Annotated in this window: 9 protein-coding genes; 7 read left to right on the forward strand and 2 right to left on the reverse strand. The window is 53.6% G+C overall.

The features are described 5' to 3' along the window. Positions 1-27 precede the first annotated feature (27 nt). Positions 28-1,413, forward strand: coding sequence for an O-antigen ligase family protein (locus IFT53_RS14170; RefSeq protein ID WP_192065543.1), 1,386 nt, complete (start codon positions 28-30; stop codon positions 1,411-1,413). Between the two features lie 20 nt (positions 1,414-1,433). Here the strand turns inward: IFT53_RS14170 and IFT53_RS14175 are convergent, their stop codons facing one another. Beyond that, entirely contained in the window at positions 1,434-3,743 is a 2,310-nt protein-coding gene (locus IFT53_RS14175) for a cadherin domain-containing protein (RefSeq protein WP_192065545.1), read from the reverse strand. 211 nt (positions 3,744-3,954) lie between these two features. Here IFT53_RS14175 and IFT53_RS14180 point away from each other — a divergent pair, with 211 nt between their 5' ends. The 6 genes from IFT53_RS14180 (at position 3,955) to IFT53_RS14205 (ending at position 16,846) form a co-directional block, all read left to right on the forward strand. Continuing rightward, positions 3,955-10,188, forward strand: a complete 6,234-nt coding sequence (locus tag IFT53_RS14180) for a cadherin domain-containing protein (protein ID WP_192065546.1) — start codon at positions 3,955-3,957, stop codon at positions 10,186-10,188. A gap of 151 nt (positions 10,189-10,339) precedes the next feature. Further along, positions 10,340-11,674 carry a lipopolysaccharide biosynthesis protein gene (locus IFT53_RS14185; protein WP_192065548.1) on the forward strand — a complete coding sequence of 445 codons (1,335 nt, stop codon included), beginning with the start codon at positions 10,340-10,342 and terminating at the stop codon, positions 11,672-11,674. Positions 11,675-11,773: 99 nt separating this feature from the next. After that, positions 11,774-12,733, forward strand: coding sequence for a glycosyltransferase family 2 protein (locus tag IFT53_RS14190; protein WP_192065550.1), 960 nt, complete (start codon positions 11,774-11,776; stop codon positions 12,731-12,733). Between the two features lie 117 nt (positions 12,734-12,850). Continuing rightward, positions 12,851-14,158, forward strand: coding sequence for a UDP-glucose dehydrogenase family protein (locus IFT53_RS14195; protein ID WP_192065551.1), 1,308 nt, complete (start codon positions 12,851-12,853; stop codon positions 14,156-14,158). 39 nt (positions 14,159-14,197) lie between these two features. Continuing rightward, positions 14,198-15,193, forward strand: coding sequence for an NAD-dependent epimerase (locus IFT53_RS14200; protein WP_192065921.1), 996 nt, complete (start codon positions 14,198-14,200; stop codon positions 15,191-15,193). A 141-nt stretch (positions 15,194-15,334) separates the two neighbouring features. After that, positions 15,335-16,846, forward strand: a complete 1,512-nt coding sequence (locus tag IFT53_RS14205; protein ID WP_192065554.1) for an O-antigen ligase family protein — start codon at positions 15,335-15,337, stop codon at positions 16,844-16,846. A 235-nt stretch (positions 16,847-17,081) separates the two neighbouring features. Here the strand turns inward: IFT53_RS14205 and IFT53_RS14210 are convergent, their stop codons facing one another. Then, on the reverse strand, positions 17,082-18,440 hold the full coding sequence (locus IFT53_RS14210; RefSeq protein ID WP_192065556.1) for a TolC family protein: 1,359 nt from the start codon (positions 18,438-18,440) through the stop codon (positions 17,082-17,084). Between the last annotated feature and the right edge of the window lie 82 nt (positions 18,441-18,522).

The following is an 18,522-nucleotide window of genomic DNA, read 5'->3' on the forward strand; positions in this document are numbered from 1 at the left end:
GATTATTGATGGCGAGAAAGTAGAGCTATGGAAGTCGGCGTTATGCGTGTGCTGCCCCCCCACGTTGCATTGCTTGGGCTCTGCGTGGCATTGGTCTGCTTCTTTTTAATCATTCGGACGGAGCGAAGCGTGATGCTTCGTTTTCTCGCACTCGCCCTGTGGGCTCGATTCATTTCCGCAGAATTCCCGATCTACACCTTTCGCTCGGTTGGCGGCGCTTCCATAATATCCCTGGTTTCGCTAGCCACCATTGGCATTGGAATTTTGCTGGTCGGGTTCCGGGCCTTTCGGTCGCCGATGGCAATCCCCTGTTACGCGTTGATTTTCGCAAATCTAAGCAGCGGCATTCTCAACGGGTTCATGGGAGGAGCAATAGATGGCTCGATCAAAGCCGTTTACTTCCTGGTGATCGCCACGGCAGCAATGAGAGCATATCTGGAGGTCGGAACCTATCGCGTCGCACGCGTTCTGATGCTGGCACTTGCAGTGCCGGTCGCTTTCCAGTTTATTGGATTCGTGTTCGGTGTTGCCAAGGCCAATGAAACCGATGGTTCGGCCAGCGTCATTGGCGGCTTCAATCACGAATCCGGCTTCTCAATGGTTTCACTGACATTCATTCTCGTGGCGGGAATCTTCGCAGCCAACTGGAAAGCGCGTGGACTGGGTCTTCTCGCTATCGGCGTTGCATCAATCGTGCTGGCGAACTATCGCACAGCCTTGATCGCAGCTTTACCAATCGTTGCGGCAATTGTCCTTGTCACCACCTCGCGCGGAGTCAGAAACGAGCAGAAGATCCTACTGTCAATCATCATGCTGCCGATGATCGGTCTTGTGATACTCGCAGGCATCCATTTCCAGGACCGCTTCGTGGATTTGTTTGCGTCGGCAGGAGAGTTCGACCGCCTTTTCGTGATTCCCGATCATTATACAACTGACGCAAGGCGCCTGATGAGCGGTCGCCCCTATATCTGGAGTCAATATCTCAGCGCGTATTTGCAGGGAAGCAATATGCAATTGCTGTTTGGCTTCGGGCCTTCATCCTGGGAGGGGAGCTTCAAGGTATATGCACACAATACCTTGGTATCAGCGCTTTACGACACAGGGATTTTCGGTTTCCTTGCATCGTTGTCCTTCTTGTCGCTATTTCTCGTGATGTCCATAAGAAGTCTTCAGGGTAGACACAGCATTCTCATACTGCTGGCATATGTAGGGTTTTTCGTTCTCAACATGTCCACCATGCCCATATGGAGCATCGAAGGGCTTATTTTCTACTCATTACTCGTCGGACTTTCCTTCAGTGAAGCCGTCCGTGTTCCTGCACAGAAAAGACCCTCTGTTCCCATCGGCCCACGCCTCCCCGGTTTTCGGGACGATTTCGCATCCCAGGAGAATGTTCTACGGCGCGATGCTTGATCGCGCCGAGACAGTATAAATCAGGCGATAAAATCGCTAGCTGATAGAGAAGCGACGTTCTTCAAGAGAATGCTGTCTCCAGAATTGAACAGCACAAGCGCGCCAGCGGCTCCATAGCTGATGGAAAGATCGCTGTAGTGAAGGCCCGTACCCGAGATATCGATATGGTCGTGATTGCCGTTTGCCTGACTGAAGTCATAGATGGTGTCATGGCCAAAGCCCTTGCCTGAATAGACAAAGGTATCATCGCCACGTCCCCCGAACAGGTGATCGTCACCGGCACCACCGGTAATCGTATCATTGCCCCCGCCAGCCAGCGGAGATCCATCCTTCATGTCGCCGTAGAGCCAGTCGTTGCCAGTTCCGCCATCGATCACATCATTCCCGCCTGCCCCGATGATGATATCGTGGCCTGCGCCGCCAGCAAAACTGTTGTTCTGGGCGTTTCCGATTGCAACGTCATCTCCGGCACCAAGATCAATCGGGCGAGTAATTCGGTCTATGACCGTATTGGAGAAATCAAGATAGTCCGCGTCGGCAGAGCCCATGATACGAATACCAGCCTTACCGCCGCTGGAGATAACCTCAATACCCGTGAAGGAATGCAGGCCGATGACCGCGTTGTTCTTGTCCGCGAGAATGGTGTCGCGCCCTGTACCGCCGTCGATTGTGTCGAACCCGTTGCTCTGTAGGCTAAACGTAATTGTGTCATCACCGCCGCCCGTGTTGATGATGTCGTCACCGCGCCCGCCTTGAACACGGTCAACGCCATTCGATGTCACGATCAAATCATTGCCATCACCACCATCAATCGTCCAATTGTCGGCCGAAGTGAAAATCATGCGATCGTTTGCACCCGTGCCGATCACTCTCTGGTTCTCAACGACGTTCGTCAACTCCAGCATGAAGGTGGCAGTTGTTGATGCGCCCTGAGCATTCGATGCAACGACAGAAACTGCAAAAGAATGTGCCTTTTCGTAATCGAGACCAGCCGAATTTGCCACAAAGATTTCGCCGGTACGGGAATTGATGCTGAACATGCCGCCAGCGTCGTCAGAAAGCTTGAAAGAGCTTGCCCCTTCGGAACTGACCTTGGCAACTGATGTGCCAGCCGCAGAGTTTTCGAGGATAGCATTCTTTGCTGCATGAAGTTCCGCTGGCTTGGCCAGCATTTGCTCCACGCTTCCGATCAACGACGCGGTCTTGCCCATGATGACCGGATTTGTGAGCTTCGAGTTGCCGGTTGCCGACTGGTTGCTCTCAACGCCGCCGATGGCGAGTGACGCACCGTTTTCAGCGAGATCGAACAGGAAACCGAGACCGTCATCATCCAGGAATTGAGAGTTTGTGATATCTGCATGCGCACCGGCAGCAAGCCAGACATTGGCGGGTTTGGTGCTGCTACCGCCGTGATAAGTGGGGTTCAACCCGACAATACCGTCGGCCACTGTATCTGTTGCCCAGATACGGAAGTTTCTGCTGTTACCGTCGGCAACGGCACCGATCAATTGCGTTGACGTCGATTTGATATCGTAGCCTGCGTCGGTATTGTTGTAGGCCCGTGTATTTTCAAAGACGACGTTATAGACTCCGCGCTCTGTGGCAAATCCATCGCCATTATAGTAGCTGCTCGTGGTGTCAGTGATGTTGCCAATCTCGGTATTGCGAACAACGATGTCATGTGCAGTTCCATCGATGTGGACGCCGATCGCGAAACTTGCTCCGTCGATATGCTGGCTGTCACCTTTGACATTGTCGATCACGACATTCTGGCTGTCATACTGCAGACGGACAACACCCTTGGCGAAGCCATCAACCTCGACATTGCGAATGGTAAGCCCGTCCACGGACGCAGCGACATTCTTGCCTGTGGCCAGGTTTTCAACATATCGGCTCACATTCTCTGCAGAAGAGTCCTGGATCGTAATGTTTTCCAGATTTCCGCCCAGGCGGAATGCGGTTGCTACATTTTTGAAATTGACATTGTCGAAGACGAGGTTGTTGGAACCTTCGTTGAGCCGAAATATCTCGATGCCCTGTTGGGCAGTCGGAGAATAGACTTCAGCCCGATTGCTGACGAAAGTCGCGTCCATTTCCTGACCGGTCGATGACATCCCGACAATGGTTATGGGCTTACCCTCGTCACCACCGCTGTAAATATTGATCGACTTCGCAATGTTATAGTCACCTTGGTCAGCAATCAGCACAACCCGATCACCACCGGATGCCTGCGTAACCACAGTATTAATGCTGTTGATCGATGCCGCGTTCTCAATGCTGCTTCCGCTTTTGTCACCGCAACCTGTCGGAGAAATATAGAAATCGGTCATTGGGGCTTCCTTCTGGATCTGGGCCAAATATCCCATGAACATCCAAATGAATTCCTCCCAATATATTTCGAATTTTACCATGTCTCTAAAAAACACGGGGTACGGTGCAATGACAGTCAAGGTTTACTTGCGTTATTTGCTTAACGAATTATTAATGGAATGCTCATTCACCGCAGTGCAAGATAAACCGGACCGTCGAGGATTTCTGACCATGGCTTCATTTTATGTTTCCCCGACTGGGGCGGGACTTATGGATGGGTCTAGCATCGAAAACGCGGGCAGCCTTTATGATATCCCTGCATTTGTAGCAGCGGCAGGCCCAGGCGGCGAAGTGCGCATGATTGCTGACCAGGGCGACTACAAGCTTGACTCGACCCCGATTGTGATCACAAACGGCGGCGAGGACGGTCAACCCGTATGGATTCACGGCGTTGACAGCAACGGCAACGCGATGGAAGCCAACATAGTCGGCACACGGTCCGACCCTTACGATCCCGCTGGCTTTGCAGGCGAACAAGGCTTTCGCCTGATCGCTGGCGCCGATAACCTAACATTTTCCGACCTGGGCTTTACCAATATCGGCTATGGCGCGATCCGCGTTGGCGACGATATCAAGAACCTGACAATCGAACATATCACCGCGACCAATGTGCAGCGGTTCTTCGAAAACAATGCTTCCGGCGACGCAACATCTGCGACGATTTCAGGACTGACCATCCGCGATGTCGATATTAATGGATTCTCTAAAGCCGCTATCAAGCTTCAATACGACACGCATGACGTGGTGATTGAGGACGTAAAGGCCGACAGCCAATTCCAGGACGGCGACAACTTCGCGGTCGGCGTTCACATTGATGGAACCGCGCATGATATCATTGTCCGTCGCGTCGAAGTTTCAAACACGCTTGATACCATCAACACCTATTGGAATGGAGACGGGTTCGCGACGGAACGGGGCGTCTACAACGTTCATTTCATTGACACCGTTTCGGCAAACAATTCGGATGGCGGATATGATATCAAGTCGCAATCCACCACGCTGACCAGAACGATATCGGAAGGCAATGGCCGCAATTACCGCCTCTGGGCAACTGATACCGTGCTGGAGGATGTGGTCAGTCTCGACCCTAACCTTCAGGGCGGAGCAAGCAACCAGAACCATTTCTGGCTGGCCAAGGGCGCAAAGGCGACGATTAACAGCGCCCATATTTCAGATACCGATCCGGCGACCATAGTATTCAACCTGACTGAGAAAAACGCCACCTTGACAGTAACGGACCTGACTTCCTCGGTCAGTTCAACCAGTTCGTGGCTGCGAAAAGGGTCCGGTTCGGTCCTGACCGTAAACGGCCAGGACAGTGGCATCAATGCTGCGACACTGTCTGACCCCTATATCTATTCAGGTTCTACGAAAGACGTTTACCTCTACAGCAACGCCGGCAATGCGATCCTGGTCGGCGGCCATGGGGAAGATGTGCTGCGCGGCTCCGATGGCAATGACCTTCTCGAGGGAGGGCAAGGCGACGACCTTCTGATCGGTGGGGCCGGAAACGATGTTCTGGATGGTGGCGCCGGCGCAGATGTGCTGATCGGAGGCAAGGGTTTCGATTTGGCGAGCTACGCTTCGGCCACATCCGGCGTTACGGTCGATCTGGCCGGTGGAGCCCCTGGCGGTGCCGCGGCGGGCGACTTTCTCGTCGATATAGAAGGGCTTGTCGGCTCCAGTTACGATGACCAACTCTTTGGATCGGACAACACCAATTATTTGATCGGCGGCGCGGGCAATGACGTTCTCGAAGGCCGTGGTGGTGATGACACCTTGAGTGGTGGCGAGGGTGCAGACGTTCTGAACGGCGGCGAAGGAATCGACACCGCAGATTATACGGGGAGCGCGGCTCCGGTCACTGTGAACCTTGAACAAGGGACCGGCAGCGGTGGCGATGCGGAAGGCGATTTGCTGAGCGGCATAGAAATCGTCGTCGGCTCTGGTGGCAATGATACGCTCATAGGCGGCAACGCTAACGAAACCTTTATTGGCGGCGCAGGCGCAGATTCCATCGAAGGCGGAGGTGGCTTGGATTATTCCGACTACACCTCCAGCCAGTCCGCCGTAACTGTAAATCTGGAAACCAATGTCAATCTTGGTGGAGACGCCGAGGGGGACATTCTCACAGGCATCGAAAATCTGCACGGTTCGAACTTTGCTGACAATTTGACAGGTGACGACAGTGCCAACCGTCTGGAAGGTGGCTTGGACGGGGATATTTTAGACGGCGGCAACGGTGACGACATCCTTGTCGGCGGAGAAGGCGCAGACAGCCTGAATGGCGGCGAAGGCCTTGATACCTCCGACTATTCGTCAAGCAACGCGGCAGTCGTCATCAATCTTGCTCTTGGAACAGGTCTGGGGGGCGACGCACAGGGTGACGTGCTTTCGCAGATAGAGCGCGTCATAGGCACTGCACTGGATGATGTCCTGATCGGTGATGCTGCCGACAATGCCCTGGAAGGCGGACGCGGCAACGATCTGCTGTCGGGAGGTATTGGCGCAGATACTCTCATAGGCGGTGAAGGCATTGATACGGCAGACTATTCGACGGCAGAGGCTGGCATCACAATCGATGGCACACTTGGTGCAGGCACAGCCGGAGAGGCTGCTGGCGACACATTGCAGGGCATCGAAATTGTTTCCGCTTCAAATTATGATGACACGATCCGGCTTGGCGGCAGCATTATTGAAGCTCGTGGCGGCGCAGGCAACGATACGTTGATTGGCAGTAGCGGCGATGAAACTTTCAGCGGTGGAGCGGGGGCTGACGTTCTTGAAGGAGCAGAAGGTCTCGACACCGCCTCCTACGCGGACAGCGCTTCAGGCGTCACGGTCAACCTGCTTCTGGGTGTAGGTTCCGGCGGCGATGCCGAAGGCGATACGTTAAACGGCATCGAGCGGGTTATTGGTTCGGCGTTTTCAGATAACCTGACCGGTGATGACGAAGCCAACATATTTGTCGGCAGCGCAGGGGCAGATGTTCTTGATGGCGGCAATCAGATCGATACCGTGGATTACGGCGCCAGTGCGGCCGCTATAACGGTGGACCTCGCTCTCGGCACAGGTCTCGGAGGGGATGCAGAGGGCGATCAACTCATCAGCATCGAGAAAATTATCGGCACGCGTTATGACGATAGCCTGACTGGCGATGATGGCGACAACATCTTCGCAGGAGGCGCCGGCGCTGACAGGCTGGATGGCGGGGCCGGAAATGACACCGCAGACTATCGCAGCAGCAGTCTGGCCATTACCGTCAATCTAGCAAGTGGCGTCGCGACAGGCGGCGATGCGACGGGCGATGTGTTCAGTTCGATAGAAAATGTGATTGGCACCGCCTTCAACGATGTCATTACCGGCAACGGTGCGGATAACCGGCTGGAGGGCGGGGATGGCAACGACACGCTCGATGGCGGCGCAGGCGCGGACCTGCTGATCGGTGGCCTGGGGAATGATACTTATATTATCGATTCCTACGATGATGTGGTTGCAGAGCAAATCGGCGGTGGAACCGACCTCATCTCAACCTCGCTCGAGAGCTATACGCTCGGTGCGAATGTGGAAGGCATTTCCTATACCGGCACACAAGCCTTTGTCGGGTACGGGAATAGCGACAAGAATACGTTTTCCGGCGGCAGCGGCTCGGAAACTTTCTACGGTTACGACGGGGCTGACAAGTTCAACGGTTCTTTGGGAGCTGACACCTATTACGGTGGCGAAGGTAACGATTACGTCGATTACTCTAAGGCTGCGACAGCAATCACGGTTAACCTGACCACGAACATCAATCTCGGCGATACGGCCGCAGGAGATCTGCTCTACAGCATTGAAAACATGGGTGCCAGCAACTACGCCGACATGCTGACCGGCAACGAGTTTGCGAATACCATTTATGGACGGGGTGGAGCGGATACCATTTACGGCATGGATGGCAACGATGTGCTGGACGGCGGTGCCGGCGCAGATACGCTGGTCGGCGGCACTGGCGATGATACATATATCATCGATGATGCAGGCGATGTTGTAAATGAGTTGGCGGATGAAGGCACCGACTCTGTCAAGACAAACCTTGATAACTACAGCCTGACAAGCAATGTCGAAAACCTTACCCATACCAGCACCAGAACCTTTACCGGCACCGGTAATAGTCTCGATAATATCATAACCGGCGGCGCAGCCGCTGATCACCTGATGGGTATGGATGGAAATGATCGCCTGATCGGTGGTGGTGGGGCCGACATTCTTGACGGCGGACAGGGAATCGACACCGTCGATTATTCTGACAGTCTCTACGGGATTTCCGTCAATCTGGCTGGCGGCAAGGGCGTCGGCGGCGATGCGCAAGGCGATGAATTGATTGCCATCGAGAATATCGTTGGCACCAGATATGCGGACAGAATCATCGGAAACGCTTCCGATAATGCTGTGTACGGTGGCGGTGGAGACGACGTTATCACTGGCGGCGGCGGCAATGACTTTGCTGACGGTGGAAGCGGCAACGATACCTTCGTTCTGGGTGGAGCCTTTTCAGATTACGGCTTTGCCATTGTCGATGGGCAATTGCACATAAATGATATCCGTCAGGATTCGCCTGACGGAGCCGACATTATTGTAGGGTTCGAAACGGTCCGCTTCGCTGATGGTGATCTTACCGTGGCAAATGTTGTGGGCGGATTGGAACTGCCACCGACCGATGTTCAGCTGTTTCCCACAGTCATCGCGGAGAACAGCGTCAACGGCACACTCGTTGGAACTGCGCTTGGACAAGATCCAAATCCAAACGATATCCTCTCCTATAGTCTGAGCGACGATGCTGGTGGACGCTTTTCAATCGATCCGACAACTGGTGCCTTGACGGTCAAGGACAGCACGCTTCTCGATTACGAGACCTCGCCGAGCCACGCGATCATCATCAGAGCTACAGACCCGGCGGGCCAATTTGTGGAACGCACCATCACCGTTGAGGTCAGCAACATTAACGAGGCCCCAAGCTCGGCTTCCCTCGTTAGCGGCCATGTGGCGGAAAATTCCGAAATTGGAACCGTGGCCGGTGTCATTGTTGCCGCGGACCCGGATGCCGGTGATAGCTTGTCGTACACCATGGTTGACGATGCTGGCGGACGCTTCGCGATAGACGCGGCAACGGGCCTCATCACTGTGGCGGGAGTTGGTCAACTAGATTATGAAACATCAGCGTCCCACGACATTGTTGTCAGGATAACCGATACCGCCGGTAGCTTCATCGACAAGGCCTTTTCGATAGGCGTTGATGACGTTGTCGAGGCTCCAAGTGCAGTTGGTTTCATTGGAGGAAGTATCGCAGAAAACTCAGCTGCGGGTACCGTTGTAGCCACCCTCTCCGGCTATGGTGCGACCGGCTATGAAATGATCGACCCTAGCGGGCGGTTCACTCTTAATAGCGCAACCGGCGTCATCAGCGTGGCAGCAGGGGCAGTGCTGGATTTCGAGGCCCAGCAAAGCTACACGCTCTCAGTTGTGGCATCGAACGATCAGGGGCGCTCCGCACCGTTAGAGGTGGTCGTCAACCTAAGCAACGTTGTCGAAAACCAGAACCTTGTCGGCAGTGCTTTCAATGACGTTATCCAGGTGCCCTCCTCCGATCACTGGACGATTGATGGCGGCGACGGGGACGATACGATCACCACGCTTGGGGGAAATGACAAGATCAGTGGTGGCCGAGGTCAGGACATCATAAACACGGGCGGTGGCGACGACTTTATCTACTACACGTTCCAGAACAACGGTTTCGACCGCGTGGACGGCGGCGAGGGTTTCGACACGATCATGAGCAATATGAACAATGCCACGATCGGCCTGACCTCTATTTCCAACATCGAGCGGATTTCGAGCGGCGGCAAAGCTGGCATACAGATCAAGGGGTCGGCCGATGCAGATTACCTTGACTTCTCATCGGTCTCTTTCGACAGGATCACACGCGCGATCGATGCTGGTGCTGGAAACGATACAGTGATTGGAAATGGTCAGGACAACGGCATCATCGGTGGCGATGGAAATGACGTCATTTCCGGCAAGGGGGGGCTTGATACACTCACCGGTGGCAAGGGAGCCGACCTCTTTGTATACAATTCTGTTAGTGACAGCAGCGCTGCAACGGGCATCGATCTGATTACCGACTTTGAGAAAGGTGCGGACAAGATAGATCTCCGGGATATCAACACATCGTTGCATCAGGCGGGGGAGAGCCTGACATTTATAAACAACGCTGCATTTTCCGGCCATCAGGGCGAAGTGTCGGTCCAAGCCAAATCAGGCTATTTCGAAGTCAGTGCCGATGTAAACGGCGACAGAACTGCGGATCTGATAATCAATGTGATATCACTTAATGCACCCGGCCACGATGACTTCCTGTTCTCGTAAATCGTGGGGTTACCAAAGTTCTTCATGCCTTAACAACGTGAGGAGTATAAGTTGGAAGCTCAACTTCTACTCGTCGCGATGATTTCAGCCGAAATCTGCAAAAAATTGCCGCCATACCTTACCCAAACATAACCGATTTTCCGGAAATCTCATGTCACGAACATTGTTTAGTGCCGTCAAAAGGCGGTTGAGCGGCTTGCTGGGCAATGACGCCCACGGAATGCAAAAAGGGTTTATTGTACTTTTATTGGGTGCGACATCTGCCAAACTCATCACTATCCTTGTGATGCCCATTCTGACACGCATGTACACGCCAGAAGATTTCGGTCTCTACGCAATCTTCAACACTGTCGTGAACTTTCTTTATCCATTCGTGACCCTGAGATACGTCTTGGCCATCCCGCTGCCCAGGCGCGAAAGATCAGCATTTCTGCTTCTGGCGCTTTGTCTCGCAATGACGCTGCTATCTGCGCCAATCATTTCTGTGGGACTATTGATCTTTGGTGAACATCTGGGGAATGCGCTCGGGGCGCCGCAGATCGGCACATACTGGTGGATTCTGGTACTCGGAACCACTGGAGCGGGTCTTTACGAAGTCGCCCTTCAGTGGGCCATCCGCGGTCGCAGGTTCAAGAATATCGCAGGCTCTCAGTTTAATCAGAGCATCTCGGGCGCAGTCATCAAGATAGCATTGGGTTGGTGGCACCCGGCTGCATTGAACTTGCTCATCGGCGGCGTGGCAGAACGCACCATGGGAATTCTGTCGCTGCTGCGCGGAATGACCAAAATGGATATCCCATCTTTGTTTACCCGTGCGAGCCTCGGCCGTTTGTTCTTCTTTTTCCGCTATTACCGGGAAATGCCAACATTTCGCTTGCCCGCCCAGATTCTCGCGGGGCTCGCGACGCAAATCCCAATTTTGATGATCGCCTATGCGTATGGCTCGGAAACAGTTGGACAGCTAAGCCTTGCATTCTCGATTCTTTTTGCGACCGTAAATCTCATAGGACAGACAACGAGCAAGGCCTTTATCGGTATCCTTTCCAAAATCGGCAGGCACCGTCCAAAGGAAATTCTCTCGCTGTTGATCAGCACGTGCAAGAAATCCGCAATCATATCTGCCGGTCCCGTTCTTGTGCTTCTCATTGGCGGCAGGCCGCTTTTCGAGTTTGCTTTCGGAGGACAGTGGTCTCAGGCCGGCACCTTCGCTCAATATCTGGCACCACTCCTTTTCGCGCAGTTGCTCGTATCTCCTACCGCCTCCGTCATTTCAGTGCTCAACAAAAACAAATATAACCTGCGTATAAGCTTTGAGCGCTGCTGTCTCTCAGTCATCCCATTTGTCTTTGCCCTCTACTATGCTATGGACCCAAAATACGTCATTGCGTTTTATAGTCTTCTCCTTGTTGTCCATTACGGTACAATCTTGTTGACGACGGTGACGATGTTGAAGAAGGAGATTACACGCCATGCTCTTGAGGGTTGATACGAAAGTGAGACGCGAATCTTCCAACGTTTCCGGCGTTTCTTTATTGCAGAGCGTGTGCGTTTGCGGTTTTTTTAACTGCGGCAAAGGATTTTGAGCTTGAAGGATATCGCAGTCGTCATTCCGCTATTCAACAAGGGACCTCATATCGCGGAAACCTTGGAGAGCGTGCTGCAACAGACACTAGCCCCTAGGGAAATCATCGTGATCGATGATGGGTCTTCAGATGAAGGGCCTTCGATTGTCGAAAGCTTTGTAGCGCGGGATAATCGTATCCGGTTGCTGCACCGTTCACCTCCCGGGCCAGGCGGATATGCAGCGCGCAACTTCGGCATCGAGGCATCAACCGCCGACTGGATCGCTTTTCTTGATGCGGACGACGTATGGCATAACGATCATTTGCAAACTCTCTCGGCTGCCATTGTGGCGGCGGGGCCAGATGTTGGCTGTGGCTTTTCAGGGGTCAAGATAGTAGAGGGCGGCAAGCAGCGCAGCTATGCCGGCACTCTTGCGCCGATCCCTGTGGGGAAGGCACTCGCACTCCATGACATATTACAGCCTTGGCTCCAGACGGGTCTCTGCCCCATATGGACGGGCGCATCGGCATTCCGCCGCTCTGTATTGATCGAGGCTGGCTTGTTTCCTGCTGGCAAGGCACGACGCGGCGGTGACAAGGATATGTGGTTGCGTGCGACTGCACGCGCAAAAACTGCATTCAGCGGCAAGGAAACTGCAGAGTTCCGTCAGGATACGGTAAACCGCGTAACGCGTACGACACGGCATGGGGCTGTGCCTATCGTAGTTACGAGTGCGCTGGAACTGATCAAGGATACCCCGGATCCTTCGCTGAAGCTGCTAAAGCGGCTTATAAATCTTGAGCTTATGCAGTATGCGCGTTACTCGGCGGGTGCCAAGTCGCACGTCAACCCGCGATTTTTCAAGGCTTATCGGTACGACGGTGGATTGAAACCCTTCGTCAAAATGCTGACATTTGCAACTATAGGGGCGACGCGCGAAGTGATGTCGCGGATTGTCAACAGAACAAATGCCCGTCCCTAATCTGAAATCGACAAGCTCATATCTTGTTGGCACTAAATTAAAACTTGCAATGATAGGCGACAATTGCTGCATTGCAGAAACAATGACCCGTATGGTTTTAAGAGGCAGAGACCCGCTATGAAGATTACGATGATTGGTGCAGGCTACGTTGGCCTGGTGTCCGGTGTTTGCTTTGCAGATTTTGGACATGACGTCATTTGTTTGGATCGAGACGAAAGTAAGGTTGAAGCCTTACGGAACGGCAAGATTCCGATTTTTGAACCGGGCCTGGAGCAATTGGTCGCGGAAAACGTGGCAGCAGGACGACTGAGTTTCTCTACGGATCTGGCAGCAAGTGTCAGCGGAGCAGACGTGGTGTTTATCGCAGTGGGCACGCCTTCACGCCGCGGCGACGGACATGCAGACCTTTCTTACGTTTATGCTGCAGCACGTGATATCGCGCAGAACGTAAACGGCTTTACCGTCATTGTAACCAAGTCAACGGTTCCGGTCGGGACCGGCGACGAAGTAGAACGTATCGTGAAAGAAACCAATCCGAATGCGGATGTAGCGGTGGTTTCAAACCCCGAATTTCTGCGCGAGGGCGCCGCTATCGAAGATTTCAAGCGCCCCGACCGAATTGTGGTCGGCATGAATGACGAGCGAGCGCGTCCGGTTATGACGGAAGTCTATCGTCCGCTTTATCTCAACCAGTCTCCGCTGCTGTTTACAACTCGCCGCACATCTGAGTTGATCAAGTATGCTGGCAACGCCTTCCTGGCCATGAAGATCACGTTCATCAACGAGATGGCGGATCTGTGCGAAAAGGTCGGCGCGAATGTTCAGGAAGTTGCGCGTGGTATTGGTATAGACGGCCGCATCGGCTCCAAGTTCCTCAATGCTGGACCCGGCTACGGCGGTTCCTGCTTTCCGAAGGACACTCTGGCGCTGGTCAAGACGGCTCAGGACAACGACAGCCCGGTACGTCTGATCGAGACCACGGTTGCAATCAATGACAACCGTAAACGAGCCATGGGTCGTAAAATCATCGCCGCAGCCGGCGGTGATGTACGTGACAAGACCATTGCTATCCTCGGGCTGACATTTAAGCCGAATACGGACGATATGCGCGATAGTCCGGCTATTACCATCATACAGACGCTGACAGATGCCGGCGCCAAGGTTGTTGGTTATGATCCCGAAGGTATGGAAAACGCGCGTAGCATGATGAACGACATCTCCTATGCATCGAGCCCCTATGCCGCTGCGGAAGGCGCGGATGCGCTGGTCATCGTGACAGAGTGGAACCAGTTCCGTGCGCTGGATTTTGATCGCCTCAAGACAATAATGAACCAACCCGTGCTTGTGGATCTGCGCAATATCTATCGTAGCGATGAGGTCACCAAACATGGCTTCACCTACAGCAGTATCGGTCGCCCTGAATAGGGATTAGCGGCGTGAATGGCGAATGCGAAAGGCAGTAACATGAGATATCTGATAACTGGAACGGCCGGATTTATCGGTTTTAATGTTGCAAAGCGGTTGCTGGATGAAGGTCATTTTGTGACCGGACTCGATGGGATGACGCCGTATTACGACGTCAGGCTCAAAGAGGCCCGCCATTCGATACTTGCGCGCTCTAACGGTTTCCGACCCGTTATCGGGATGCTGGAAAGCAAGAAGACACTTGCTGAAGCCGCGGACGCTGGGGAGCCAGATGTCATCATCCATCTGGCTGCTCAGGCTGGCGTTCGATATAGCCTGGAAAACCCAAAGGCATACGTCGACAGTAATTTGATAGGTTCCTGGAACATACTTGAGCTGGCGAAGACGGTTGGCGCCAAGCATCTTTTGATGGCATCAACGTCCTCTATTTATGGCGCCAACGAGCAGATTCCGTTTGCGGAAACCGATCGCGCAGATGAGCCCATGACGCTTTATGCTGCCACCAAAAAGTCGATGGAAGTCATGGGGCATAGCTATGCCCACCTTTATAAGATTCCTACGACGTGTTTCCGGTTCTTCACTGTTTACGGACCATGGGGCCGGCCGGATATGGCCCTGTTCAAGTTTGTCGATGCCATCGAGAACGGCAGGCCAATCGATATCTATGGTGAAGGCCAGATGAGCCGGGACTTTACGTATATCGATGACCTGGTAGAAGCCATCGTCAGGCTGGCCAATATCCCGCCCTCCCCTGAAAACCGCGTCGCAGGAGACACGCTTTCGGCTCAAGGACCGTTCCGGATCGTGAATATCGGCGGCGGACAGCCGGTCGCCTTGCTTGATTTTGTCGACACGATCGAGGAGGCGTTGGGCAAGAAAGCCATTCGAAACATGTTGCCAATGCAGCAGGGCGACGTTCCTCGAACTTTTGCTGCAACAGAGTTGCTACAGTCACTTACCGGCTTCGTACCGCAAATCGATGTAAAAACCGGTGTTGGTAGATTTGTGGATTGGTACAAATCTTACTTTAACTAGTTTCGCGGCCGCCATGTCGATTGATGTGAGACCAGTGAAGAGATTTGTCTTCCGGCATTTGCGCAATTAAATTTTAACAACCTCGCCCTTGCTTAAATCGCTGCAGTTGAATTGACGGAGCAGAGGCGGTGAGGAGTAGGTATGTTGAAAGATCGTCAGTCGACAGGCCCGTCCGCGCCGCTAGAGCCGCTATCTTTGCAGCGAACTAAAGACGTCGAATCCGCGGGGACGCAGCAATCGAAAGACCTTCTATTCCGGGTTATGGAGGTCGGTTACTGGCTGATCATCTGTTTTTCACTTGTGACTTATGGCGCAGTGGATACCACTGCGGTCGCCGCAGTCACCATTTTTGCCTTTCTGTACCTTCCAGTTGTTGTCGTCGGCAATCGAGGCATACCTGAACATATCCGTGGTCTGTTCTTCCTCACGACCCTGACCCTTGCAACTGGCGTCGCATGGGCTCATTTCCAAGCTTTGCCCAGCTACAGCTCCGCCTTTGCAGACCTGGTATGGAATCAAACCGGCGGGCTTCTGACCAATGACATTCAGCGCACAGTAAGCCTGACTCCGGGCGATGCACAAACGGGCATAATGAAACTCGCACTTCCTTTTGCTGTATTCATTCTGACTTTGCTGCTCTTCAACAATGATGACCGCGCGAGCCATGGATTGAGAATGCTGGCGTTCGGTGGCGGAGCCCTGGCTATATTTGCAGTCCTACAATTCACGATAGCGCCGAGGTCGCTTCTGTTCGGACAGAAGGCCTTTTATCTCGACAGTTTGACGGCACCGTTCGTGAACCGAAATACCGCAGCAACATTCTACGGCATCCTACTGCTCATTCTCACAGCTTTGCTGCTGAAATGCTGGCGCTCACTTGACCTGAGCCGCGGTCGGGTGCTGGCGACAATTTTTGACCTTCAGCACAGCTTTATGGTCCGGCGAACATGGCTAATCGCATTTCTGACACTCGTCGTGCTCACTGCCTTGCTTCTGACGCGATCACGCGCAGGCATTGGTGCTGCCGCAATTGCAGTATCGTTCTTTCTTGTCATTTCAGCACTGGTTGATACGCGTAAAAGAAAAACTGCGGAAACCAAAGCTCCATTAAACACCTGGATGAAACGCTCGTTGGTAGCCGCTTTGATGCTTCTGATCGTCGGCGCTGTCTTCGGCACGTTTTCAGGGCAAGCAGTGTTGCGCGCCAAGGAGAGTGGTCTCACCGATTCACGCTTTTGTATATTGCCCGGGATCATGAAGATGCTGTCTGACACCTGGCCAATGGGTGCTGGATTAACGAGCTTTCGAGATGTGTTTCCCGCCTATCGCGATCCGGCCTGCGGCTTGGGTGGCGTTTTTGACCGCGCGCACAACGTTTATCTGGAGGCCATAGTGGGTTTCGGCGCGATGGGGCTGGCAATGATCGTCACTACGATTACCGTTCTTGCATCAGTATTCATACATGGTATTCGCAAACGTCGCAGATTCCGCTTCGCTGGCATTCTGGGGCTTTCAGTTCTGCTTCTGGTGATGCTGCACAGCGCCCTAGACTTCTCATTACAGATACCTGGATTTGCGGTCTGGTTTGCATCAGCATCCGGCATCCTGGCAGCATTGTCCTCCCTGCCCCCGAATAAGACGCGGCGCCGATAAAGCCCCGGCGCCATTTAGGTGAACGGCGGGCTAAAGCGGGCCACTCGGCTGCACTATTGTCGCAATTTTACGCGCCCATGAACCGCAGGAGGGTGTAGCCCGAGCGGGGTCTCATGCGCGCGCTACGATTTTCAAAGGGTTTCAGTTAGCTTCACGTGCCCAGCTGTATTCACAAACACAGGGACTGATCCAGATGGAAAGGACCGCAATATCTAATAGATCCAAAAGATTCTAATTAGAGCCCCGAAATTTGAACGGCTTGGCTGATGGAATCGTCACTCAGTAGGCCGCATTCCGCTGCGATGGTGAGACGAGCCATGTCGGCCTCATAACGTGCATTATTCACTGCTAGTTGCGCGTCCGCAATATCCGAAATGGCACGAATTTCGTCGAAAACGCTCCGCTCACCCAGTTCTCTTTCTGTTTTCACGCCGACCGACCTCATTCGCGCACCATTCTCTTGCTTTTGCGCAAGTGCAAGTATCGCACGAGCGGTCTCGAGACGTTGCATGGAAGCGGCAAGTGTGGTTCCGACATCTTGTAAAATAGCGTGCTTATCGAACGTAGCCGCCTCAATTTCCTTTTCGCGGCTGCGAAGGGACGCCTCTCGTGCACCTCCGGTGTAGAGAGGCATCGAAAAGTTTAAGGTTGCACTGGCATCTGTGGAATTGTCTGATTGGCCGTAGTTCTCACGATCCAAACCCGCAGAAATTCGAAGGCCAAGGCGCGGCTTATAAGCTGCATCGGCCTGACTCAGCCGAGCATATGCTGCCTCTATCTCGGCTTGCCTTGCAGCAATACGAGGATTGTTCGCAGCCGCGAGCGATTGCAACTCCGCTATCGCTTTTGGGAAACGGGACTCCAGTTTCGCCAACATCATGCTGGCTTCAATCGAAGCCGGGGCGCGTAGCCTTGCCAGGGTCCGTTCTGCCTCAAGCCGCTGCAAGCTGGATTGGCGTTGGTTCAGCTCGATCTGAAGTAATTGCCTGTCAACATCCGTAATATCCACGCGCGTTGCAGATCCTTCAGTCTGCTCCGAAGCAACCGCACGGCGCAATTGAGCTAAAGCCTTGCCGTGCTGCGTCAGAATGGCCTTCGTGCGATCTTGGCGACGCAGTTCGAGGTCAGACGATAATATGGCTACCGAAACTGAGAGAAATGTAGTCGCGGTCGTTGCGCTGGACGCACGATAGTTGGAGTAAGCGAGCGCTAATGCGGCGGTGTCCCTGCCACCTTGATAAATCGGGATATCCATAACAAGCGCCGTACTCTGCTCGTTTCCGCTCAGATTGCGTGTCCCGTTTTGTAATGGCGTCAGTTTGTAATTTGCTTCCAGAGAAACGGTCGGACGTGACATCGCTCGCGCTGAATCAATTTCACTGCTTGCCGCTCCCTGACGCGCAAGCGATGCTCGAACCTCCGCGGTCTGTCCGGCCGATTGAGAAAGAGGGCCAAGGTTCGCCAGATCTCGATTTTGAGCTGGAACGCCGCTAGCGCACGTCCTGTCTGGAGCCGGGCACGACGCCTGTGAGGCCGTCTGAGAGCAGCCGGTCATCAGCATCAGTGCCAGCAGCAGAACAGGCGCCAGGGTCAACCCCAAGTGTCGCATCGATAACCTCCGGATGGTTACCGAATATTAAACAATATTGCTTAATGAATTCTTAAGAAAGAAGATA

Origin of the sequence: Rhizobium sp. CFBP 13644 (assembly GCF_014842165.1) — a bacterium.
Classification (GTDB): domain Bacteria; phylum Pseudomonadota; class Alphaproteobacteria; order Rhizobiales; family Rhizobiaceae; genus Agrobacterium; species Agrobacterium tumefaciens_C.

Bases quoted from the DNA above. Each gene is read 5' to 3' on its own strand.
- IFT53_RS14180 (WP_192065546.1), top strand. From the start codon at position 3,955: ATGGCTTCATTTTATGTTTCCCCGACTGGGGCGGGACTTATGGATGGG.
- IFT53_RS14170 (WP_192065543.1), top strand. From the start codon at position 28: ATGGAAGTCGGCGTTATGCGTGTGCTGCCCCCCCACGTTGCATTGCTT.
- IFT53_RS14185 (WP_192065548.1), top strand. From the start codon at position 10,340: ATGTCACGAACATTGTTTAGTGCCGTCAAAAGGCGGTTGAGCGGCTTG.
- IFT53_RS14175 (WP_192065545.1), bottom strand. From the start codon at position 3,743: ATGACCGATTTCTATATTTCTCCGACAGGTTGCGGTGACAAAAGCGGA.
- IFT53_RS14205 (WP_192065554.1), top strand. From the start codon at position 15,335: ATGTTGAAAGATCGTCAGTCGACAGGCCCGTCCGCGCCGCTAGAGCCG.
- IFT53_RS14195 (WP_192065551.1), top strand. From the start codon at position 12,851: ATGAAGATTACGATGATTGGTGCAGGCTACGTTGGCCTGGTGTCCGGT.
- IFT53_RS14200 (WP_192065921.1), top strand. From the start codon at position 14,198: ATGAGATATCTGATAACTGGAACGGCCGGATTTATCGGTTTTAATGTT.